This window comes from Christensenella hongkongensis, from assembly GCF_000981035.1.
Taxonomy (GTDB): domain Bacteria; phylum Bacillota; class Clostridia; order Christensenellales; family Christensenellaceae; genus Christensenella; species Christensenella hongkongensis.
In genome coordinates this window covers 117,072-137,766 of sequence record NZ_LAYJ01000088.1, presented here as the reverse complement: position 1 = coordinate 137,766, position 20,695 = coordinate 117,072, and the positions used below count along the sequence as shown (strand labels likewise).

The window sequence follows — 20,695 nt, the reverse complement described above, 5'->3', positions numbered from 1 at the left end:
GGGGTGCGGTATGTCAGAGTTTATTTTGGAAATCAACAACATTACAAAGGAATTCCCGGGAGTAAAGGCGCTTGACGGCGTAACGATGCAGATCGAAAAGGGACATATCCACGGCCTTGTAGGCGAGAATGGCGCGGGAAAATCCACTTTAATGAAGATACTGAGCGGCGTATATCCAAAGGGGGAATACGGCGGTGAAATCAAGATAGAAGGCCGGACGGCGGAATTCAAAACGATCAGGGATTCGGAAAGCGCCGGCATCGGGATCATTTATCAGGAGCTGATGATGATCCCAGAGCTTTCGATTGCGGAAAATATATTTCTTGGAAGATGCGATAATATTGTCAGCTGGGACAAAATGAACAGCGAAGCGCAGAAATGGATGGATCAGGTGGGCCTCGACGCGCTGCCCACAACGCTTGTAAAGGAGATCGGCGTAGGAAAGCAACAGCTTGTAGAGATCGCCAAGGCGCTTTCGCTCAATACAAAGCTGTTGATCCTTGACGAGCCGACAGCGGCGCTGACGGAAAAAGAGGTCGCGCATCTTTTGAGGAAGCTGAACGAAATCAGGGAGCAGGGAGTGACCTGTATTTATATTTCACACAAGCTTGAAGAGGTTATGGCACTGTGCGACCGTGTGACGGTGCTGCGGGACGGCGTAACGATCAGCACGGACGATATTGCGGAGCTGGATGAACAGAAGATGATATCAAAGATGGTCGGCAGAGATTTCTCGGACCGCTTCCCGCCAAGGGAAAACTGTGCGGCTGGAGAGACGGTGTTCGAAGTCAGGCACATCAATCTGGAAGAATTCGGGAATACAGGCAGAAGTATACTCAGGGACATCAGTTTTCAGGTAAAAAAGGGAGAAATACTCGGAATCGCCGGCCTTATGGGCGCGGGACGGACAGAGCTTGTAAACAGCCTGTTTGGCGATTTCAAAGGGAGGTTGTCCGGCGAGATTTTAATAGATGGCGAAAAGGTGGAAATCAAAACGCCGCTCGACGCAATCAACAAGGGACTTGGTTTGGTAACGGAGGACAGGAAGTTTAACGGACTGAACCTTATCGCTCCGATTGCGGATAACATCACGATGGCAAGCCTTGGTAAATTCAGCAGGCACGGAGTGATCGATGAAAACAGGGTGGCCCGGGAATGCGGCGAGATATCGCAGCGTATCCGCATCAAAGCGAGCTCGCTTGAAATGCTGGCAATGAACCTGTCGGGAGGCAATCAGCAAAAGGTGGTTTTGGCAAAGTGGCTGATGCTCAGCCCAAAGGTGCTGATTATCGACGAACCGACAAGGGGCATCGATGTGGGCGCAAAATATGAAATCTATGTGTTGATGAACGAGCTCAAACGGCAGGGAATGGCGATCATTATGGTGTCCTCCGAGCTGCCGGAGATTCTTGGCATGAGCGACCGGATTGTGGTTCTCAGGGAAGGAGAGATCACAGGTGAATTTGATAACAGGGAAGTTACCGAAGAAATGGTAATGGAACGAGCAACGGGGGGGAAGAAAGCATGAACAAGGAACTGACAAACAAAAAATGGCTGCAGAAGGTAAACTGGCGTACTTACACGATGATATTTGCGCTGATCCTGATCGCTATTTTTTTCCAGATCATCACGGATGGTATTTTTTTCAAATCACGTAACCTTTCGAACCTGATCAGGACCATGTCTATTACGGGCGTAATCGCTATGGGCGTTGTGCTGCTGATCGTTTCCGGAAATTTCGACCTCGCGGTAGGTTCAATCGTAGGGCTGTCAGGCGGCATCGCTGCAATTATGCAGGTGACGTTTGGCTGGAGCACCCCCATGGTCATACTGGCGGCGCTCGCGGTAGGCATTGCAATCGGCGTATGGCAGGGCTTTTGGGTGGCGTATCGTAATGTTCCGTCGTTCATCGTAACGCTGGGCGGTATGCTGATGTTCCGCGGGTTGTACCTTGTTATCACCAACGGCATCACGATTACGCCCATGAATCCGGATTTCACGTTTATCGGGCAGGGGTTCCTGCCGAAGGAGGCGGGGCTTATCATTGGTTGCGTTGCAATCCTTGCAGTGGTTGTGCTTATGCTCAAACAACGCAATTCCCGCAAGCGGTATGCGCTCGATATGGAGCCGATGTGGCAGACGGCCGTTAAAATCGTGATTTTCTCAGCGCTGATCGGTATTTTCGTGTTGATCATGAACGACTACAATGGTATTCCGGTGCCGGTGCTTATCCTGGTGGGCGTGATCATACTGTTTGCATTTATCGCGGCAAAAACACGGTTTGGCAGAAATGTTTACGCGATAGGCGGTAATGTAGAAGCGGCGCGGCTTTCAGGCATCAACGTAAAGCGCAACGTTTTGGGACTGTATATTATCACGGGACTTTTGTCTGCGCTCTCGGGTATCCTGCTCACGGCGCGTATGGACGGAGCGACGGCTTCTGCCGGAAATTCCTTTGAAATGGATGCGATCTCTGCGTGCGTACTGGGCGGCACGAGTCTTGCGGGAGGCAAGGGAACCATTATGGGGGCGGTGATCGGCGCGCTGATCATTGCATGCCTTGACAACGGTATGAGCCTGATGAACCTGTCCTACAACTACCAGAGCATTGTAAAGGGCCTGGTGCTTATCCTGGCGGTATGGTTCGATGTTGCAAACCAGCAGAAGAAATAAAATTTATCCTATATGAAACAAAGAAGGCGGTGACGGAATGAAAGGATTCAGCAAAACAAAGCTAAAGGGTATGTACGAACGTATGTACCTGATCAGGAAATACGAGGAACGGATTTATTACCTGTTTCTGGAGGGCGTGATGCCCGGAACAATCCACCAGAGCCACGGGCAGGAAGCGTGCGCGGTGGGTATGCTCTATGATCTCAGCGAGAAGGACTATTGCACATCGACGCACAGGCCGGCGGGACACAGCCTTGCAAAGGGCGTGCCGCTAAAGGATATGATGGCGGAAATGTTTGCGAAAAAGACAGGCTGCTGTGGCGGCTATGGCGGCGCGATGCACACGGGAGATATGTCGCGTGGCATGGTTCCGGCGATTGCGATCGTGGGAGGCGGCGTGCCGCTTGCGGCGGGCATCGGGCTTTCCTGTAAAATGCGCAGGACGGACAATGTATGCGTTGCCTTTATGGGCGACGGCGCCACAAATGAAGGCGCAGTCCACGAAGCGATGAACGGTGCGGCAATCTGGAAGCTGCCTGTAATCTTTGCGATTGAAAACAACCTGTACGGCGCTTCTACGCCAATCAGTACGACAACAAACATCAAAGACCTTGCGGAGCGCGGGGCTTCTTATGGGATTCCTGCGGAAATCGTGGATGGGATGGATGTGGTCGCTGTAAACGAAGCGGCAGCAAGGGCAATTAAGCGGGCGCGCGTGGGCGGCGGGCCGACGATACTTGAACTCAAGACCTACCGTATCGGCGGGCATTCCAGGAACGACGCGTGCGGATACCGCACACGTGAAGAGGAAGCGCAGTGGGCGAAACGCGATGCGATCCAGACCTTGCGCAAACGCCTGGTCGCAGAGAAAACGTGTACGGAAGAGGAGCTTTTGGCGCTGGAACAGAAAGTGGACGGCGAAATCGAGGAAGCGGTGGATTACGCGCAGGCGCAGCCCTCGCCGCTGCCTGAAGATGCTTTGAAATACGCTTATACAGAGGAGGGCTTACTGTAATGGCACAAAAAACAATCGCAGAGGCGTTACGCGAAGCGATCGCTGAAGAGATGCGCCGGGACGAACGGGTTTTCTGTATTGGGGAAGACATTGGCGTGGACGGCGGCTTTGGCGGGGCGTTCACCGTAACGCTGGGGCTTGAAAAGGAGTTCGGGCACGACAGAATCATAGATACGCCCATATCGGAAATACTGATCGCAGGCGCGGCGACGGGCGCCGCCATGACGGGAATGCGGCCCATCGCGGACGTACAATATGGGGATTTCCTGTTTTGCATGATGGACCAGCTTGTAGACGAGACTGCAAAAATGCGGTATATGTCCGGCGGGAAGATTACGGTTCCCATGGTGATGCGGGCTCCGGTCGGCGCGACAACGCGCGGTGCGCAGCACGCGCAAAGTCTGGAAGGCTTTTTTACGCACGTGCCGGGGCTTAAGGTGATTTGCCCGGCGACGGCATACGACGCGGTGGGTTTGCTGCGTACGGCTGTCCATGACGACGATCCAGTCGTTATGTTCGAACACAAAAAGCTGTACGGCTCCAAAGGAAACCGTGCGGAAAAAGGCGCGCTCTCGCCGATTGGCGAAGTACCGGACGAATATTACACAATACCCTTTGGAAAGGCAGAGGTACGCAGGGAAGGAACGGATGTGACGATTGTTGCAAACCTGCTGATGATGTACAACGCAATGCAGGCAGCGGCGCAGCTTGAGGAAGAAGGGATCAGCTGCGAGGTGATCGATCCACGTACGCTTGTGCCGTTTGATTACGATACGCTGTACGCTTCCATCCGGAAGACGGGGCGGCTCGCGATTGTCCATGAGGATGTGCAGCGCAACGGCTGGGGAGCCGAAGTCGCCGCTAAGGTGGCAAGCGAGGCGCTCTATTATCTGGATGCGCCAATCAAGCGGATATGCACCTATAACGTACCGATTCCGTTCGCGCCGGTAATGGAAAATTTTGTCGTGCCGTCCGTAGAACGCATCATAACGGAAATCAAACAGCTGATGACTGAATAGAGGAGGCTCGCTATGTTAATTTCAATGAAAAAGCTGCTGCTGCATGCGCAAAAGAACCGTTTCGCGGTTGGATATTTCGAGGCGTTTAACATGGACTGTATGGAAGCGGTGCTCAATGCGGCGGAAAAAACGGACTCGCCTGTGATCATCGGCTTTGGCGGCCAGTTTATCGGAAGTCCCAAACGCAATTATAAAGAAGATATCTATCTTTACGGCAAGCTTGCGAAGGAGGCCGCAAAGCGTTCCAAAGTTCCTGTGGCAGTGATTTTAAACGAGGCCAATGAGGAAGAAATGATCTATCAGGGTATGAACGCGGGCTTTAATACGGTGATGTACCAAAAGGAAGGCGAAGCCTTCGAAGATACGGTGCGTATCACAAAAGAAATCTGCCGTGCCGCCCATTTCATGGGGATTGATGTGGAAAGCGAAGTTGGGGAGCTTTCCTGCGCGGATATCTCAACCGGAACGCAGTCGCCGGGCCACGATACGGATGTGGAGCAGGCCAAATATTTTGTGGAGGAAACGGGAATCGACGCGCTTGCTGTGGCGATCGGCAATATACACCTGCTTGAGGATGCGAAGGCGCAGCTGAATTACGGGCTGCTCGAAACGCTGAGAAAGGAAATTCCGGTTCCGCTTGTGCTGCACGGCGGTACGGGGGTTTCCGCGGAAGATATGAAGAAGGCGATTCATATGGGTATTTCCAAAGTGAATGTAGGCACTGTTTTAAAGCGTGCGTATATTGATGCAGTAAGCGGCTTTATCGCTTCGCGCGAGCTTGAAAAGATAGATCCGCACATTACGATGGGCTGGGGCGGGCAAGACGATATGCTGAGCGTGGGCAGGGACGCGGTCACCCAAAAGGCAGTGGAATTTATCGATATGTTTGGTAGCGCGGGGAAGGCCGGCATATTCTGACAAAAGGAGTAAATTATGGCGCATGAAATTACTATGCCCGCCAGCGGGCAGACCGCTGCGGAATCGCTGATCGTACGGTGGAACGTGGCGGAAGGCGATGAAATCAGACGTGGAGACGTGCTTTTTGAGATCGAAACGGACAAAGCGACAATGAAGGTCGAGAGCTTTGCACAGGGTACGCTGCTGAAGATCGTATCTGCTGCGGGCGAGAAGGTGGAGGCCGGTAAAGTGGTGGCCTACATCGGAAAGCCGGGTGAAGAGGTCGGCGGCGTACAGCCGGAACATGGAGAGGCCCGGAGGGGATGCGAAGAGGACGAATACCAGCCGATCATGAAAAAGGAACAGCCCGCAAAACCAATCCGGGAAAAACAAGCGGAACAGCCCGGGAAACAGGAGGCCGGCAACGACGTTGTGCAGGCTTCTCCCGCGGCGCGCAAGCTTGCAAAGGAAACAAACCGCGACATTACGGCGCTTTATAAAAGGCTGGGAAGGCCGGTGAAAGCTGCCGATGTGCAAAACGAGACACAGCAGGACGCCGGTTACGACGTCGAGGCTCCGTCCGCTATGCGTAAGGTGATTGCGCGCAGGATGCTCGAAAGCACAACGCAGGCGCCGCAGTTCACGGTTTCGATCAATCCGGATATGACGGAAATGATCGCGTTGCGGGCACAGCTTAACGACGTTTTGGCGGAGGACAGCAGGGTGTCCTTCAACGACCTGCTTGCAAAATGCGTATGTATGGCGGTAAAAAAAGCACCGTATATCAACGCGCAATACGTCAGCGATGAAGAGATCAGGCTTTACCGCCATGTGAATATTGGGATTGCTGCGGCGCTGCCGGACGGACTGGTGGTGCCTGTTGTGAAAAATGCGGATACCCTCACCCTTGCCGGACTTGCGCGGCAAAGCGCGAAGCTGGTGGGCGAAGCAAAGCGCGGAAGGTTACAGGCGGCGGATATGCAGGGCGGGACAATTACAATCTCAAACCTTGGGATGTATGGCATCGACAATTTTACCGCGCTTGTGAACCGGCCGGAGAGCGCGATCCTCGCAGTGGGCGGAATCATCGATACGCCTGTCGGCAGGAATGGTTCTGTAAAGCTGCGCCCATTGATGAATATCACAGCTTCTTTTGACCATAGGATGATCGACGGCGGAGTGGGCGCGCTGTTTATGGCGGAGTTGAAAAGGCTGGTCGAGCATCCGGTAAGCGTTTTATTGTAAGGCGTTTGCGCGCCTTTTGGTACGATGAAAATCAGGAGAAAGACAATGGAATATGATATTGCGGTAATCGGCGGCGGCCCTGCGGGCTACAGCGCCGCCTTGAAAGGCGCACGCATGGGGGCGAAGGTCGTTCTGTTCGAGAGGGAAAACCTTGGCGGAGTATGCCTCAACGCAGGCTGCATTCCTACAAAAAGCTATGTCGCGCAGGCAGAGCTGATCGAAAAAATCAGGCAGAACACACAGCTTGGAATTTTTAAAGAAGCAGGCGTATTCAGCTTCAAAAAGATATTCGAACAAAAGCAAAAGGTGGTCGCAAAGCTCACCGGCGGCATAGACGCGCTGCTGCGCGCGGCAAAGGTGGAGGTTATCCGCAGGGAAGCGCTCCCCAAAGATGCACACACCATAGAGGCGGGTGGAAAAACCTACCGGACCAAAAAAATACTGCTTGCCACGGGTTCGCGGAATTTTATCCCGCCGATCCCGGGCGTAGACGGCGTAAACGTACTGGATTCCACAGGCCTGCTTGCCATGCAAAGGCTGCCTGAGAGCCTTGTTATCGTGGGAGCGGGCGTGATTGGCCTCGAATTCGCGTGCATAATGAACGCCTTTGGATGCGAGGTGACAGCCGTGGACGTTTTGCCTGAAATATTACCGAATGAGGACAGGGAAACGGTGCAGGCGTTGTTTGCCCTTTTAAAACAGCAGGGGATCAAATTTGAGCTTTCCTGCCGTGTCGTCAGAATTGAAGACGTGGAAAACGGGAAGAGAGTGACGGTGGAGCAGGACGGGGAGCTGCGCGGCCTGGGGGCGGAATATGTATTGATCGGCGTTGGACGCGAGCCTGATAACGAAGTGGCAAAGAAACTGGGATTGGAGCTCGATCAAAAGGGATTTGTAAAGGTGGACGCAAAGCTGCGCACATCCCAAAAGGACGTATACGCGGCGGGCGATCTCATTGGGGGCTGCCTGCTGGCGCACAGCGCATACGAAGAAGCTGAAACTGCCGTACAAAACTGTCTGGGGGCTGATAAAACTGTAAATCTTAACGTAATGCCCCGTTGTATTTTTACGTCGCCGCCCTATGCGGCGGTTGGTGTGGCGGAACAAAATGCCACGGGTGAGACGGTTTCAGGGAAATTTCCCTTTGGCGCGAACGGAAAAGCAATCGCGGGCGGTATGGAGGAAGGCTTTATAAAATGGATCGCTGAAAAGGAAACAGGAAAACTGATCGGATGCAGTATCCTCGGCGGTGAAGCCGCGGAGATGGTTTCCACGGCCCTCGTGGCGGTCAACGGGGGGATGACTGCAAAGGAACTGGCAGGCATGATATTCCCGCATCCTACGCTTTCCGAGGGCATCAAAGAGGCGGCTGCGGATATTATGGGGGAGGCGTTGCACCTTCCGGAACGGAAATAAAGTACAAAAAACAGCGGGGAGGTGAACTGGCTATGAAATTTGACGTTTGCTGCGTAGGACATATGTGCACGGATATCCTTGTGAAGCCGGTGGATACGCTTCCGGAAAAAGGAAAGCTTCAACTGGTGGATTCCATCCATCAATACACAGGCGGCTGTACGATGAATACGGCAATCGGACTCGCAAAGCTTGGCGTTAAAACCTCGCTTGCAGGCAAGGTGGGCGGCGATGGGTTTGGCGCATTCATGAAAGAAACATTGCGTATAAGCGGTGTGAACACCGACGGGCTTTTGCTGGAAAAGGGCGCCATGACCTCTGCGTCGGTCGTAACGATCGGCGCAGATGGCGAGCGCACCATATTGCATTGCCTTGGGACAAACCAATCGTTGTGTTTTGATGATATCGATATAAAGCAGGTGCTGGATGCGCGCTACCTGTTTATCGGCGGGGTGTTCCTGATGCCCGCGTTTGACGGCGAAGCTGCGGCGCGGCTTTTGAAGATCGCGCAGGAAAGCGGAGTCGTAACGGCAATGGACACCGCATGGGACGCACGGGGACGGTGGCTTTCGCTGATTCGTCCGATGCTCGCGCACCTTGACTGGTTTATGCCCAGTGTGGAAGAGGCGGAACAGATGATTGGCACGCGCGAGCCGGGGAGGCTTGCCGAAGCGTTCCGCGCGCTCGGTGTGAAAAACGTGGTGATAAAGCCTGGCAGCAGGGGTTGCTATGTGCAGCCGCAGGGAGAAGAGGGACGTTACTTTGGTATTTTCCCGGCAAAGGCCGTAGATACGGCAGGCGCGGGAGACGCATGGTGCGCGGGATTTTTGGCGGGGCTTGTAAACGGCCTTTCCGTAGATGCGGCGGCAGTCGTCGGCAATGCGGCGGGAGCGATGTGCGTCACACAGGTCGGAACCACAACAGGTATACGCAGCTTTGCGGAAACACAGGAATACGCCCGGCAGGACGGGTGAGGATTTACGGAGGAAAAACAATGAAGCGTTCGGAAATCAACCGGAAAATCAGGGAGGGTAAAGCGTTTTTGGAGCGGATGAATTTTGTTGTGCCGCCTTTTGTGTTGTGGTCCCCGGACGAATGGAAGGAAAAGGGGCACGAATACGACGAGATACGCGATTGTATGCTTGGCTGGGATATCACGGATTTTGGCACGGGTGATTTTGATAAAACGGGCCTTCTTGTGATTACGCTGCGCAACGGAATCGATGGAAATCCGGATTATTTTAAAACATATGCGGAAAAATGCCTGATCGTGCAGGATGGGCAGGTTACGCCCATGCACTTCCACTTTTTCAAGATGGAGGATATTATCAACCGCGGCGGCGCAGACCTCATGATCAAACTGTATCACGCAACGCCTGAAAGAAAACTTGCGGATACGCCCGTCACGGCATATGTGGACGGCAAACGGTTCCAGGTGCCGGCAGGTACTGTGCTGCGCCTGAAACCGGGCGAAGGAATCACACTTCCGCCGTATCAATACCATACGTTTTGGGCGGAAGGGGGAACTGCGCTTATTATGGAGGTTTCAAGAGTGAACGACGATAATACGGACAATCATTTTTTGGACGCGCCCGCCCGTTTCCCTAAGATCGAGGAAGATGAAATGCCCCTGCATCTTTTGTTCAGCGAATATCCGGATGCGAAATAATGTGATGCAAAGTATTGATATTGGGACTGCTTTTTCCTATAATAACAATATAACACAGAAAAGAACGGGTAATCACATGATTAAGGTACAGAGGCATAACGAGATATTGAAGCTCCTGGAGCAGCAGGACGCCATGCAGATTTCAGCTCTGGCAGAATTGCTGCAGTGTTCCATGATGACGGTGCACAGGGATATCGAAGAACTGGAGCAGCAGTCTCTGGTGAGAAAAGTTCATGGCGGCGTGGTGTTACAGCGTAACGACGACCTGCAGCCCAGCTTCAACCGGCGCGTGGTACAAAATACCGAGGAAAAGCGCAGGATTGCCGCAGAAGCGCTGAAAATGATCGAGCCGGGCAGCAGCGTGTTTTTTGACGCGGGAACAACGCCGCTCTACCTGACAAAAATCATTCCGGCAAACCTTGCGTTTACGGCTATCACAAACAGCCTGCAAACGGCGGTTGAGCTTGCGGGCAAGCCCAATATTACGGTCATTATACTGGCGGGAGAAATCCATCATTCCTCCTACTCGGCGGTCAATAACCTTGCAATCGAATCGGCCTCCAAATTCCACACAGATCTTGCGATCATTTCTACCAAATCGATTTCGCTCCCCGGAGGGATCTACGAGACCAGCCTGCCGCTTATTGAAATCAAAAACGCGATGGTCAGGAACACAAAAAAAGTGGTACTGCTTGCCGATCACAGTAAATTCAATGAAAGCGCGATGTGCCTTGCAGTTGGGTTTGAAGATATTGATGTGGTTATTACAGACACCGGCACGCCGGAAGACAAGGTAAAAAAATTGCGGGAGCTTGGCGTAGAGGTAAAGGTCGTATAGGAAAAGTGATACAGCGGGGCGTTTGCCCCGTTTTTTGTTGCAATAAAAAAACCGCCTTTTGGGCGGTTTTGAATCTGCCTGTTATTTCCATACATGGACTTTTTTGAGCAACTGCACAAGTTTTTTCCCGCCGCGAATCTGCAATAGCTCACGCTCGGTAACGGCCTTGACAAGAATCAGCATAAATACGTAAATGATCAGCCCAACCACCGCGCAGGCAATCACCGCGACCGCATTGGAGAAGGGAGCGATGAGCGTATAGACCAGATAAGCGATCGCTGCCATGACGGCGGTCGCTGCGACCGGTTTTAAAATATGCTCCGGGAAGTTCATACGTACCCCGGTATATTTGCGTACAAAATAATAGTTCATGCAGGCAGCGATAATGTAGCACACCACGGTACCGATAACCGCGCCATAAATATTGATCTGCGGAATACTCATTAAAAACAGGCTGAGCGCAACCTTGACGCCTGCGCCTACCGCAAGGGAGATCGGCGGCAGGTTTTGCTTTCCGATGCCCTGCAAAATGCCTGTCATGGTCTGCATAAAGGGCAGGAACACGGTAACAGAGCACATTGTCATCAATAGGCCTGTTGAAAGGGCGAGCTCATCCGCACTGGCGCTGGGATACAAAAAGCGCAGCAAAGGCGACGCAAACACAAAGAAGGCAACCATAACGGGAATCCCTTCGAGGAATGCAAATTTAATTCCATGCAGCACGTTGCCCCTGACGCGCGCGTTGTCGCCTAATTTAAGGGCCTCTGAGATTGCCGGAACGACGCTCATTTGCAGGGCCTGCGATACGATGGCCGCTAGGTTGATCAGGGTAAGCACGCCGCCGGTGAGCGCGCCGTACATACTGCGGACAGTCTGCGTATCATAGCCGAGCGCAAACAGGCTGCGCGGGATGATAACCGAGTCCACAAAGGTAATGATGGGCATGACAAGGCCCGCAACCGTAACGGGTAGCGCAATTACGAGTATTTTTCCAAGGAGGGGTTTAACCTCCGACCACATGAGCTTTGATTTATAAGCGGAAGCTATTTCAAGCGTCATCCGGCGTTTTTGTTTTCCAAAGGCTCCCATGACATACAAAAGAGCGCTTACCTCGGAAATTGTGATGCCGATCAGCGCACCCATTGCACCGAATTCCAGCCTGCCTGTCCATTTCAGGAAGAAGTAAGCAAGCGCAAGGCCCATAGCGACCTTTACAAGCTGCTCGATAATCTGTGAGAAGGCGGTGGGCTTCATGTTTTGCAAGCCCTGGAAATACCCGCGGTATGCCGACATGACCGAAACGAAGAAAAGCGACGGCGCGATTGCCATGAGCGAATAGCTTGCGTCAGGCAGCTTTTGCAGCGCAGCGATCTGCCCCGCAAAACAGAACATGAGGATGGACGTCGCAAGGCCGACAAAGAACAGGAAGGTACGCGCCGTACGGAATACGGCGTAAGCGCCCCGGTAGTCGTTAACGGTCACCCGTTCGGAAACAAGCTTTGAGATTGCAATCGGCAGGCCGACCGTGGAGATGATCAGGAGCGCGGAATAAACAGGAAATGCCTGCTGGTAGTAGCTCATTCCCTCGAAGTGGATGAGGTTTGTAAGGGCGATCCTGAAAAACGCTCCGATTATTTTGACAATGACGCCGGCAACGCCGAGGATCATTGTGCTTTTGATCAAACTTTTCGTAGTATTGGACATAAGATACCCCAATCTTTTTTGATGCCTATTTATTATACCACATATTATAAAAATTGAAAGTTCGGTAAATTTTAAGGCCATGGCGTACAGAAAAAGCAAAATATGTTTGCGGTTCTTGCAGGGCCTTTATTATTTTAATATAATGAGATAAATAAGAGGAAAGGTGGTTGGAGCGGCATAAAAGGAAAATTGCCGCGAAATAATTATGAAAAAGACTGTCATTATGGTTTTGGCCGTAGGGATGGCGGCGTTGCTTCTGATGTCGTGCATGGCGGCGCCGGAAACGGCAAGCGTGCAGCCCTCTCCCGCGGAAACGGCGAGTACGGCTCAGCCCTCACAGCAGCCGGAGACGTCACAGCAACCGGCAACCTCACAAGAGGCGTCCAGCGCGTCCAAAATGGATGGGATATGGAAAGCCGACCGCACGGAGGAACGCGAGCTCAGTGATTCCGAGGAATGGTACCTTGTGGTAGACGGGGACAAGGCGTACAGCTATCCCAATGAGGCAAGCTTTGAGAACAATGAACCGGAAGCGGTCTACCCTGTGCAGTTACAGGAAGACGGCACGGCGCATATGATGGTGGGCGAGGTTTCCACGAGCGGGAATATCCCCAAGGATTATTTCTCTGTGCTGACGCTACAGCCCAACGGCATGCTCAAATGCGAGGCGTACAGGGATGTGTTTATCATGGAACGTGAGGACGACTGAAGGAAAACAAAAAAATAGCGTTTCCAAAACCGGAAACGCTATTTCTATTTTTATTCCTCGGTATTTTCGGGCTTTTTCAGGCCTTCGATTTTGATATTGTGCTTTTCAGCATAATCCCATAATGCAGCCTGAATTGCCTCCTCTGCAAGTACGGAGCAATGCACCTTGACTGCCGGCAGGCCGTCGAGCGCCTCCATTACAGCTTTATTGGTAACCTGCAGGGCTTCCTGTACGGTTTTTCCTTTGATCATTTCGGTCGCCATACTGCTGGTAGCCACCGCAGCGCCGCAGCCAAAGGTCTTGAACTTAACGTCGCGGATAATTCCGTCGTCGTCAACGTCCAGGAAAATCCTCATAATATCCCCGCATTTTGCGTTGCCGACTGTTCCGACGCCGCTCGCGTGTTCAAGCTCTCCCATATTTCTCGGATGCTGGAAATGATCTAAAACTTTTTCACTATACATAATCGATTCATCCTTTCGTTAGTTTGACTTCATAAAGTCGTCGTAAAGCGGCGACATATTCCTGATTTGCTGTACCACAGTTTTCAGTGTGTCCACAACATAATCCATTTCTTCCATTGTGTTATTTTCACCCAGCGTCAGCCGCAACGATCCGTGTGCGATTTCGTGCGGCAGGCCGATGGCCAGAAGCACATGGGACGGATCAAGCGATCCTGACGTACACGCCGATCCGCTCGAACCGCAGATGCCGTTCATATCAAGCATCAAAAGCAACGATTCGCCTTCGATAAACCGGAAACAGAAATTGGCGTTGTTGGGCAGGCGCTTTTGCCTGTCTCCGTTGAGCCGTACGTATTCGATTTCATTCAGCACGCGGTCTATGAGGTGGTCGCGCAGCGCGATCTCCTTTTCAGTCCGCTCCTTCATGGTAGCGGCTTCAATCTCGACCGCCTTTGCAAAGCCCACGATACCCGGTACGTTTTCCGTACCTGCGCGCTTGCCGCGTTCCTGTGCTCCGCCGTGGATAAACGATTTGATTTTCACACCGTTCCTGATGTAAAGGAACCCAATGCCCTTTGGCCCGTTCAGCTTATGCCCGCTTGCGCTGAGCATATCGATGTGGCATTCGTCCACGTTGATCGGCACCTGGCAATACGCCTGCACCGCATCTGTATGGAACAATATGCCGTGCTTTTTGGCGAGCTCGCCGATTTCCTTTACCGGCTCTATGGTTCCGATCTCATTATTCGCATACATGATGGAAATAAGGATGGTTTCAGGGCGGATGGCGGCCTCAAGCTCGTCAAGGCTGATAAATCCATTCTCATCCACATCGAGATAGGTGACCTCATATCCATGCTTTTCAAGGTATTCGCACGTATGCAAAACCGCATGGTGCTCTATTTTGGAAGTGATGATATGGTTGCCCTTATTCTTGTACGCTTCCGCTGTTTCCTTGATTGCCCAGTTGTCTGACTCCGTGCCGCCCGCTGTAAAATAAATTTCATTTGGTTTTGCGCCAAGCGTATCGGCTATCGTCGCACGCGCCGTATCGATTACATCCTTGTTTTCAGCTGCAAACTCGTAAATGCTGGACGGGTTTCCGTATTTTTCCGTAAAATACGGAAGCATTGCTTCCACCACCTCCGGGCGTGTTGCCGTTGTTGCCGCGTTGTCAAGATAAATAAATTTTCCCATATCCGCCATACTCCTCTGTCAAATCTTATTTTGTCGCGTGAGCGCCGCTGCATGGGGCGCAGGCCCCGTTTTCCTGTTCGATCAGCGTACTCAGCTTAATCTCGTCTACAATTTCGTTAATACCGTCATTCAGGCGTTGCCAAACATATTTTGAAGCGCAGGAACCGGATTTTGAGCATCCGTCCTCGTCTCCCAAAGCCGGGCAATCGATTGGACTAAGATCGCCTTCCAATGCCCGAAGGATGTCGCCTACAGAAATATCGTCCGTCTGCCTTGTCAGCATATATCCGCCCTGCGCGCCGCGTATGCTGCTCACAAGCCCCGCTTTTTTCAGCTTTGCAATGAGCTGCTCCAGATAACTTTCGGAAATTTCCTGCCGCGCAGCAATGCTGCTGATGGGAACAGCCTCCGCTTCACTGTTTTTTGCAAGGTCGATCATAGCGCGCAGCCCGTATCTTCCTTTTGTTGATAATTTCATTTTCTGTTGCACCTCTTTGCAATCAATTCCCACTAAATTACTCTGATATAATAATACACTTTTCACAGAATGTCAAACATAATTTCTACTATTTTACTGGGAAATTATTACTGTTTTTATGAAATGGTTGCGAAAGCAGCCTTTGCCGGAAACCGTTATGCAGTGTACATCACTATATCTGCACTATACTCCGGATTCCACAGAACATCCTTTCCAAGATCAAAATGTCCGGGTTTTATACCATTGCTTTTATTATGTTATGCCACCGTTACAAAAGAAATACCGGACAAAACAGAGCCCCGTTTCCCGGGGGGAGTGTCAGGCCTTACTGCTGTAAAGCGAATTTTTTTCCAGCTCCTTTGTGTATTTGACCATAAGCCACACGACAACGATTGCAATCACGAGCTCTGTAATCGGCATCGCAAACCACAGCGAATCTGCGCCCGCAAGCACGGGCAGCAGGTAAATCAGCAGTCCGCTGATTACAAGGCCGCGTGCAACTGAAACAAACAGGGACGTCCCCGGTTTCATCAGCGCCTGGAAATAATAAGTGGAAAAAATATTAAACGGTAACAGCAAAAACGATATGCAATAGCTGCGCATAATAGCCGGCGCGATTGCGAGAACCTCGTTTGTGGGAGACATAAATATGCGAATGAAGCCGTCAGGGAACAGCAGGGTTGCGGCAGTCCACACAATACTGAAAAAGCAAACGGTCCGCAGCGCATACTTCAGGGTTTCCCTGATCCTTGCCCACTGCTTCGCGCCAAAGTTCATGGATATGATGGGCTGAGAGGCCTGACCTACGCTGTAAGCGCAGCATTGGACGATTGTACCGACATTGACGATGACGCCATATACCGCAAGCGCATCCGCGCCAAAATAGGTCATGATCTGCCGGTTGAACAGCATGGTAAGAATGCCCATCGCCACGTCGATAAAAAAGGTCGAAAATCCTGTAACGAGAATTTTTTTCAGATGCAGGAAAAACCGTACCGGCTTTACAAGCTTCAGCGTATTTTTTTTCGAAAAGAAATGGGATAGCATGATAATAAAGGTAATCAACGCGCATAATGCTGTTGCAAGCCCCGCGCCCATTGCGCCCATGTTCATGGTAAATACAAAGAAAAAATCCCCGAATACGTTGATAACGCCCCCGGCAAGCACTGCGGCGGTAGCAAGCCCCGGGCTGCCGTCGTTTCGCAGGAATGCGGCAAGCATCTGGTTAAATACAAACAGGGGGACTGCAAATTTGATCGGCAGCAGATAGCTTTGCGCAATGGGTAAAATTTCCTGCGACGCGCCGAAAAGCATGAGCAGCTCTTTATCGAAAAAAGCGATTCCAATCCAACTGACTGATGCAAAAAACACCGTGCCGATAAATGCCGTGGTGAAATAATCGTTTCCGTCTTCATTTTGCCCGCGCATGGTGCTGAATAAAACGGAACCGCCGATTCCCGTCAACAGCCCGAGGCTATATATGATATTCCAGATCGGCGCGACTACGGCAAGCGCAGCCGTACCGCTCGGCCCTGCATATTGCCCGACCATTGCCATATCCACCAACCCATAGACAGAGCTGATGAGCGCGCTGCCAAAAGCAGCCGCGAAGTATTTGGAATAGAGCTTTTTTACGTTTCCCTGTAAAAGATTCATAACATCCTCCTTAAAAAACAAAAGAGCCGGACAAGGTACAGGCGTCTCAGCCTGCCACCTTATCCAGCTCGTCATTTCTTCAGAACGACTCACCCTCCGAGTGAACAACACAAAATATAACAAAAAGAAAAAATTTTGTCAAGTTTCTTTGCGGGAAAAGTACAAAATGGAACAAATTTTGAAAATCAGGAAAGGCCTGAACTGGCGATAACCTCCTTCATGACATGGATAAACGCTTTTGCCGCGCCGGTAAGCGGCCTTTGCTTTGAATAAGAGACTACCACCTTGCGCACTTTTACCTGTTGATTCAGCGAGAAATACCGCGGCATTTCCGGAAATTTGTTGCTGCGTGCGAGAACGTCCGGAATGATTGTGACGCCAAGCCCGGCTGCTGCAAGCGCCTGCGCGGCCTCCATACTGTTTGTCTGCAGGATAACGTCAGGACGGAAACCTGCGTTGTGGCACAAATCAAAAAATGAGTTCCTCAGTTTTTGCCCTTTTTTCATGACGATAAAGGACTCGTTTTTGAGAAGCGCGAAATCAACAGGCGGATATGGCCGGTTTTGCTTGCCGGGCTTTATCGCATCGCAAAGTTTATGGTTTGCAGGAAGCGCCAGCAGGATTTCTTCGTCAAAAAGCTCCTCGTAAGCGAGCGCCGGATAGCTGAGAGGTAACAACACGATAGAAAAATCGGTGACGCCGCTCATGGCGCGTTCCTCAAGCTCCTCTGTAATCCCCTCTTCAAGGCTGATGCTGATGCCGGGGTAACGCTGTTTAAAAACGGGCAGCACGCTTGTCAGCAGATACATACTCCTGTAATTGGAGCTGCCGATGGTCAAATGTCCGATCTTTAAATCAAACAGATCGTCGATCTGGTTTTTACGCTGCTGCCGCAGCTGGTGTATTTTTTGTTCCGTCTGTAAATAGATTTGACCTGCGCCCGTTAATTTTGCGGGCTTTGCATTTTTTTCAAAAAGCTCTGCGCCCAAATCGTTTTCGATGCGCTTGATATACTGGCTCAGGGACGGCTGTGCGATAAACAACCTTTTTGCAGCCTGCGATATGCTGCCTTCCTCCAGAATTTTTTGAATATAATAAAACGCGCGATCCTCCATCATTTGCTCCTCCTGATTTAATATAGCTATTATACTATGGAATAAATAGTATTTAAAGTATTTGACCTATATATTGGCAAAGCATACAATTTGATCATGGGATTACAAATAAAAAATAAGGGGAGAAACTATATGGAGCAGGATATAAAGCGCGAGCGGCTGATCGACATTATGGCAAAATTCACGGGATATGCAGGCAAGCATCTTCCGGACGATGTGATGCAAAAGCTGAAGGAGCTGCGGGCGGAAGAGAACACGCCCATGGCAAAAATTTTTTATGACGCGATGTTTGAGGATCTTAAAATGGCGGATGAAATGGATCGGCCCTGTTGCCAGGATACGGGCGTAATCCAGTACTTTGTGCAGGTTGGTTCGCGATTCCCGCTGATCGATGAAATAGAAGGATGCCTGCGGGAGGCTGTGAAACGCGCGACGGCAGAGGCTCCGCTGCGCCACAATGTCGTGGAAATATTTGATGAAAAAAATACGGGCAATAACGTAGGAACAAGAATCCCGTGGATAGACTGGGAGCTTGTCCCGGGCAGCGACGAGGTAAAAATATATGTGTATATGGCGGGAGGCGGATGCAGCCTTCCGGGCATGGCAAAGGTGCTTGCGCCGCTCGAAGGCTATGAAGGCGTGGTTCAATTTGTGTTTGACCAGATCACCTCGTATGGAATCAACGCATGTCCGCCGCTGCTGATTGGCATTGGAATTGCGGGCTCTGCAGAGGTTGCGGCAAAGCTATCCAAAAAGGCGCTCTTGCGCCCGATTGGAACGCGCAACAGCAACCCGCGCGGCGCAGAGCTCGAGCTTATGATCGAAAAGGGATTAAATGAAATCGAGATTGGCCCCGGAGGTATCACGGGCAAAAATTCTGTGATGGGCGTGCACATCGAGCAGGCGGGCAGGCATCCTTCCACGATTGCCGTCGGCCTTTCTACGGGATGCTGGGCGCACAGGCGCGCGCTGATCCGGATTGATGCGGAACTGGGGTATGAAATGCTGTCACACAAAGGAGCGATTTTATGAATAAAAAAATACTGACGACACCCATTCAAAACGGGGACATTGAAGGGCTTACAATCGGCGATATCGTATATTTAAACGGATATCTGATCACAAGCAGGGACGACGTACACCAGCGCCTGATCAAACAAAATAAACCGCTGCCTGTAGACCTTGCCGGAAAAGCGATCTTCCACGCGGGGCCGATCATGAAGGAACGGCAGGATGAGCCGGGTAAATATGATGTAATTTCCATTGGGCCAACGACCAGTATGCGAATGGAAAAATACGAGAAGGAATTTATAGCCGAAACGGGCATTAAGCTGATTGTAGGCAAGGGAGGCATGGGCGACAAAACCGCCGAAGGATGCGGGCTTTATAAAGCGGTGCATGCAGTGTTCCCCGGAGGGTGTGCTGTTTTGGCGGCAAGCCAGGTGGAAGAGGTGGAATGCGTCAAGTGGCTTGACCTTGGAATGCCGGAGGCAATGTGGGTAATGCGCGTCAGGGAGTTTGGGCCGCTTATTATCTCGATTGACACAAAAGGGAATAACCTGTTTGAGAACAACAAAAAGCTGTTCAATGAAAAAAAGGAAAGGATAGTCGCCGGGATCAATCAGCACGTCGATTATCTGGAATAAGGATTGCTTACCACACATCTTTTACGGCCAAAAGCCCGCGCCACTAAAGGCGCGGGCTTTTGGTTGACGGGCAGGCGCTGCATTTGCATCGCTGCCGGAAGTACGCCTGCGATTCAGGCAGACGCAGGGGCAAAGACACCGCGCATTTTAAAAACGAAACGGCAGTTACGGATTGGAGGATTACCCATACGGTAGAATGGTTACATTAAAAATAACAGGAAAGGATAGATATGAGTATATTAATCTACGGGATAGCGGCTATTAATCTATTTGCAGTATTGCTGATTTTATTGCGCCCAAAGCTGTTCCACACAAAGCTGTATAAACCAATGCTGAAAAATATCGGACTGTCTTTGCTGCCGCTTTTGGTATTGATTATTACCGTGGCACTCATGGGCGCGATCATGATATTTTTCAATTTTGTCGTTGGGGTGGTTGTTGGTATCGTTGGAATCATCATATGGTTCCTGCTTTTGCCCAATGCAGGCTACCTTGTTACGGAGCTGAACCTGAACCACAGGACGGTGGATAAAAAAGAAGTGCCAATATGGTACGATATCATTGCGGTATTGTCTTTGTCGATGTCCGGTGTGATGAATACCCTGCTCAATGTGATGCTGCTCCAACTGATGTATGCGGTTGTGGTCAACCCGATCGACGCATTCCATATGGGCTTTACAAATAACAGGAATTTTTGGATTGTGATTACCGTTGTTTTCCTGTTGATTAGCTTTGGTATTTATATTGGACGATATCTGCGCTTTTACAGCTGGGATATCCTGAAACCGAAAAAGTTTTTTGGAATTTTAAAAAACCATTTCTCGCAGCCGGGCAAGGTCAGGGAGCTGTTTATTTTCATGATTTGCTACGCGGCCTTTTTTCTTATCATGTACTGGATTGTCGTGTGGTCGGTGCTTACCGCAGTTTAGGAAAGGGAATCACGCCATACGGTATTTT

General features: G+C 51.1%; 20 protein-coding genes. 14 read left to right on the top strand and 6 right to left on the bottom strand.

The genetic code is table 11. The annotated features are described in order from the left end of the window. The first annotated feature begins 10 nt into the window (after nt 1–10). The 10 genes from CHK_RS07010 (at nt 11) to CHK_RS06965 (ending at nt 10,769) form a co-directional block, all read left to right on the top strand. Entirely contained in the window at nt 11–1,528 is a 1,518-nt protein-coding gene (locus CHK_RS07010; protein ID WP_046443315.1) for a sugar ABC transporter ATP-binding protein, read from the top strand. Further along, complete coding sequence (locus CHK_RS07005) at nt 1,525–2,673, top strand: sugar ABC transporter permease (protein ID WP_046443314.1); 1,149 nt, start codon at nt 1,525–1,527, stop codon at nt 2,671–2,673. The genes CHK_RS07010 and CHK_RS07005 overlap by 4 nt, the downstream gene beginning before the upstream one ends. A 37-nt stretch (nt 2,674–2,710) precedes the next feature. After that, entirely contained in the window at nt 2,711–3,688 is a 978-nt protein-coding gene (locus CHK_RS16800; protein WP_046443313.1) for a thiamine pyrophosphate-dependent dehydrogenase E1 component subunit alpha, read from the top strand. Then, on the top strand, nt 3,688–4,707 hold the full coding sequence (locus CHK_RS16795; protein WP_046443312.1) for an alpha-ketoacid dehydrogenase subunit beta: 1,020 nt from the start codon (nt 3,688–3,690) through the stop codon (nt 4,705–4,707). The genes CHK_RS16800 and CHK_RS16795 overlap by 1 nt, the downstream gene beginning before the upstream one ends. 12 nt (nt 4,708–4,719) lie before the next feature. Further along, nucleotides 4,720–5,625, top strand: coding sequence for a class II fructose-bisphosphate aldolase (locus CHK_RS06990; protein WP_046443311.1), 906 nt, complete (start codon nt 4,720–4,722; stop codon nt 5,623–5,625). 15 nt (nt 5,626–5,640) lie between these two features. Continuing rightward, nucleotides 5,641–6,849: a dihydrolipoamide acetyltransferase family protein gene (locus CHK_RS06985; RefSeq protein ID WP_046443310.1), complete on the top strand. Its 1,209-nt coding sequence runs from the start codon at nt 5,641–5,643 to the stop codon at nt 6,847–6,849. 45 nt (nt 6,850–6,894) lie between these two features. Next, nucleotides 6,895–8,265: a dihydrolipoyl dehydrogenase gene (lpdA, locus tag CHK_RS06980; protein ID WP_046443309.1), complete on the top strand. Its 1,371-nt coding sequence runs from the start codon at nt 6,895–6,897 to the stop codon at nt 8,263–8,265. A 32-nt stretch (nt 8,266–8,297) separates the two neighbouring features. After that, the gene (locus CHK_RS06975) at nt 8,298–9,236 is read left to right on the top strand and encodes a carbohydrate kinase family protein (RefSeq protein WP_052740436.1); all 939 of its coding nucleotides are present in this window, start codon (nt 8,298–8,300) and stop codon (nt 9,234–9,236) included. A gap of 20 nt (nt 9,237–9,256) precedes the next feature. Beyond that, nucleotides 9,257–9,931, top strand: a complete 675-nt coding sequence (locus tag CHK_RS06970) for a D-lyxose/D-mannose family sugar isomerase (RefSeq protein WP_046443307.1) — start codon at nt 9,257–9,259, stop codon at nt 9,929–9,931. Nucleotides 9,932–10,007: 76 nt separating this feature from the next. After that, nucleotides 10,008–10,769, top strand: coding sequence for a DeoR/GlpR family DNA-binding transcription regulator (locus CHK_RS06965; RefSeq protein ID WP_160295609.1), 762 nt, complete (start codon nt 10,008–10,010; stop codon nt 10,767–10,769). An 81-nt stretch (nt 10,770–10,850) separates the two neighbouring features. Here CHK_RS06965 and CHK_RS06960 read toward each other — a convergent pair whose 3' ends face one another. Next, nucleotides 10,851–12,473, bottom strand: a complete 1,623-nt coding sequence (locus tag CHK_RS06960) for a putative polysaccharide biosynthesis protein (protein WP_046443305.1) — start codon at nt 12,471–12,473, stop codon at nt 10,851–10,853. Nucleotides 12,474–12,678: 205 nt separating this feature from the next. Between CHK_RS06960 and CHK_RS06955 the strand changes: the two genes are divergently transcribed. Then, a complete protein-coding gene (locus CHK_RS06955) occupies nt 12,679–13,182 on the top strand; it encodes a hypothetical protein (RefSeq protein WP_046443304.1) in 504 nt (167 codons plus the stop codon). A 50-nt stretch (nt 13,183–13,232) separates the two neighbouring features. Here CHK_RS06955 and nifU read toward each other — a convergent pair whose 3' ends face one another. From nifU to CHK_RS06930, 5 genes are all read right to left on the bottom strand, one after another. Beyond that, nucleotides 13,233–13,646 carry a Fe-S cluster assembly scaffold protein NifU gene (gene nifU, locus CHK_RS06950; RefSeq protein WP_046443303.1) on the bottom strand — a complete coding sequence of 138 codons (414 nt, stop codon included), beginning with the start codon at nt 13,644–13,646 and terminating at the stop codon, nt 13,233–13,235. Between the two features lie 18 nt (nt 13,647–13,664). Beyond that, on the bottom strand, nt 13,665–14,843 hold the full coding sequence (gene nifS / locus CHK_RS06945) for a cysteine desulfurase NifS (protein WP_046443302.1): 1,179 nt from the start codon (nt 14,841–14,843) through the stop codon (nt 13,665–13,667). A 25-nt stretch (nt 14,844–14,868) separates the two neighbouring features. Further along, entirely contained in the window at nt 14,869–15,321 is a 453-nt protein-coding gene (locus tag CHK_RS06940; protein WP_046443301.1) for an RrF2 family transcriptional regulator, read from the bottom strand. A 318-nt stretch (nt 15,322–15,639) separates the two neighbouring features. Beyond that, a complete protein-coding gene (locus CHK_RS06935) occupies nt 15,640–16,977 on the bottom strand; it encodes an MATE family efflux transporter (protein ID WP_046443300.1) in 1,338 nt (445 codons plus the stop codon). Between the two features lie 185 nt (nt 16,978–17,162). Then, the gene (locus CHK_RS06930) at nt 17,163–18,095 is read right to left on the bottom strand and encodes a LysR family transcriptional regulator (RefSeq protein ID WP_052740435.1); all 933 of its coding nucleotides are present in this window, start codon (nt 18,093–18,095) and stop codon (nt 17,163–17,165) included. A 129-nt stretch (nt 18,096–18,224) separates the two neighbouring features. Here CHK_RS06930 and ttdA point away from each other — a divergent pair, with 129 nt between their 5' ends. From ttdA to CHK_RS06915, 3 genes are all read left to right on the top strand, one after another. After that, nucleotides 18,225–19,124, top strand: coding sequence for a L(+)-tartrate dehydratase subunit alpha (gene ttdA, locus CHK_RS06925; RefSeq protein WP_046443299.1), 900 nt, complete (start codon nt 18,225–18,227; stop codon nt 19,122–19,124). Beyond that, nucleotides 19,121–19,738, top strand: coding sequence for a L(+)-tartrate dehydratase subunit beta (ttdB, locus tag CHK_RS06920; protein ID WP_046443298.1), 618 nt, complete (start codon nt 19,121–19,123; stop codon nt 19,736–19,738). Before ttdA ends, ttdB begins: the two co-directional genes overlap by 4 nt. A gap of 230 nt (nt 19,739–19,968) precedes the next feature. Next, nucleotides 19,969–20,667: a DUF1361 domain-containing protein gene (locus CHK_RS06915; protein WP_046443297.1), complete on the top strand. Its 699-nt coding sequence runs from the start codon at nt 19,969–19,971 to the stop codon at nt 20,665–20,667. Nucleotides 20,668–20,695 lie beyond the last annotated feature (28 nt).

What these genes read in the sequence shown, in the direction of transcription:
- CHK_RS07010 (WP_046443315.1), top strand. Translation starts at nt 11, where the DNA reads ATGTCAGAGTTTATTTTGGAAATCAACAACATTACAAAGGAATTCCCG.
- CHK_RS07005 (WP_046443314.1), top strand. Translation starts at nt 1,525, where the DNA reads ATGAACAAGGAACTGACAAACAAAAAATGGCTGCAGAAGGTAAACTGG.
- CHK_RS16800 (WP_046443313.1), top strand. Translation starts at nt 2,711, where the DNA reads ATGAAAGGATTCAGCAAAACAAAGCTAAAGGGTATGTACGAACGTATG.
- CHK_RS16795 (WP_046443312.1), top strand. Translation starts at nt 3,688, where the DNA reads ATGGCACAAAAAACAATCGCAGAGGCGTTACGCGAAGCGATCGCTGAA.
- CHK_RS06990 (WP_046443311.1), top strand. Translation starts at nt 4,720, where the DNA reads ATGTTAATTTCAATGAAAAAGCTGCTGCTGCATGCGCAAAAGAACCGT.
- CHK_RS06985 (WP_046443310.1), top strand. Translation starts at nt 5,641, where the DNA reads ATGGCGCATGAAATTACTATGCCCGCCAGCGGGCAGACCGCTGCGGAA.
- lpdA (WP_046443309.1), top strand. Translation starts at nt 6,895, where the DNA reads ATGGAATATGATATTGCGGTAATCGGCGGCGGCCCTGCGGGCTACAGC.
- CHK_RS06975 (WP_052740436.1), top strand. Translation starts at nt 8,298, where the DNA reads ATGAAATTTGACGTTTGCTGCGTAGGACATATGTGCACGGATATCCTT.
- CHK_RS06970 (WP_046443307.1), top strand. Translation starts at nt 9,257, where the DNA reads ATGAAGCGTTCGGAAATCAACCGGAAAATCAGGGAGGGTAAAGCGTTT.
- CHK_RS06965 (WP_160295609.1), top strand. Translation starts at nt 10,008, where the DNA reads ATGATTAAGGTACAGAGGCATAACGAGATATTGAAGCTCCTGGAGCAG.
- CHK_RS06960 (WP_046443305.1), bottom strand. Translation starts at nt 12,473, where the DNA reads ATGTCCAATACTACGAAAAGTTTGATCAAAAGCACAATGATCCTCGGC.
- CHK_RS06955 (WP_046443304.1), top strand. Translation starts at nt 12,679, where the DNA reads ATGAAAAAGACTGTCATTATGGTTTTGGCCGTAGGGATGGCGGCGTTG.
- nifU (WP_046443303.1), bottom strand. Translation starts at nt 13,646, where the DNA reads ATGTATAGTGAAAAAGTTTTAGATCATTTCCAGCATCCGAGAAATATG.
- nifS (WP_046443302.1), bottom strand. Translation starts at nt 14,843, where the DNA reads ATGGGAAAATTTATTTATCTTGACAACGCGGCAACAACGGCAACACGC.
- CHK_RS06940 (WP_046443301.1), bottom strand. Translation starts at nt 15,321, where the DNA reads ATGAAATTATCAACAAAAGGAAGATACGGGCTGCGCGCTATGATCGAC.
- CHK_RS06935 (WP_046443300.1), bottom strand. Translation starts at nt 16,977, where the DNA reads ATGAATCTTTTACAGGGAAACGTAAAAAAGCTCTATTCCAAATACTTC.
- CHK_RS06930 (WP_052740435.1), bottom strand. Translation starts at nt 18,095, where the DNA reads ATGATGGAGGATCGCGCGTTTTATTATATTCAAAAAATTCTGGAGGAA.
- ttdA (WP_046443299.1), top strand. Translation starts at nt 18,225, where the DNA reads ATGGAGCAGGATATAAAGCGCGAGCGGCTGATCGACATTATGGCAAAA.
- ttdB (WP_046443298.1), top strand. Translation starts at nt 19,121, where the DNA reads ATGAATAAAAAAATACTGACGACACCCATTCAAAACGGGGACATTGAA.
- CHK_RS06915 (WP_046443297.1), top strand. Translation starts at nt 19,969, where the DNA reads ATGAGTATATTAATCTACGGGATAGCGGCTATTAATCTATTTGCAGTA.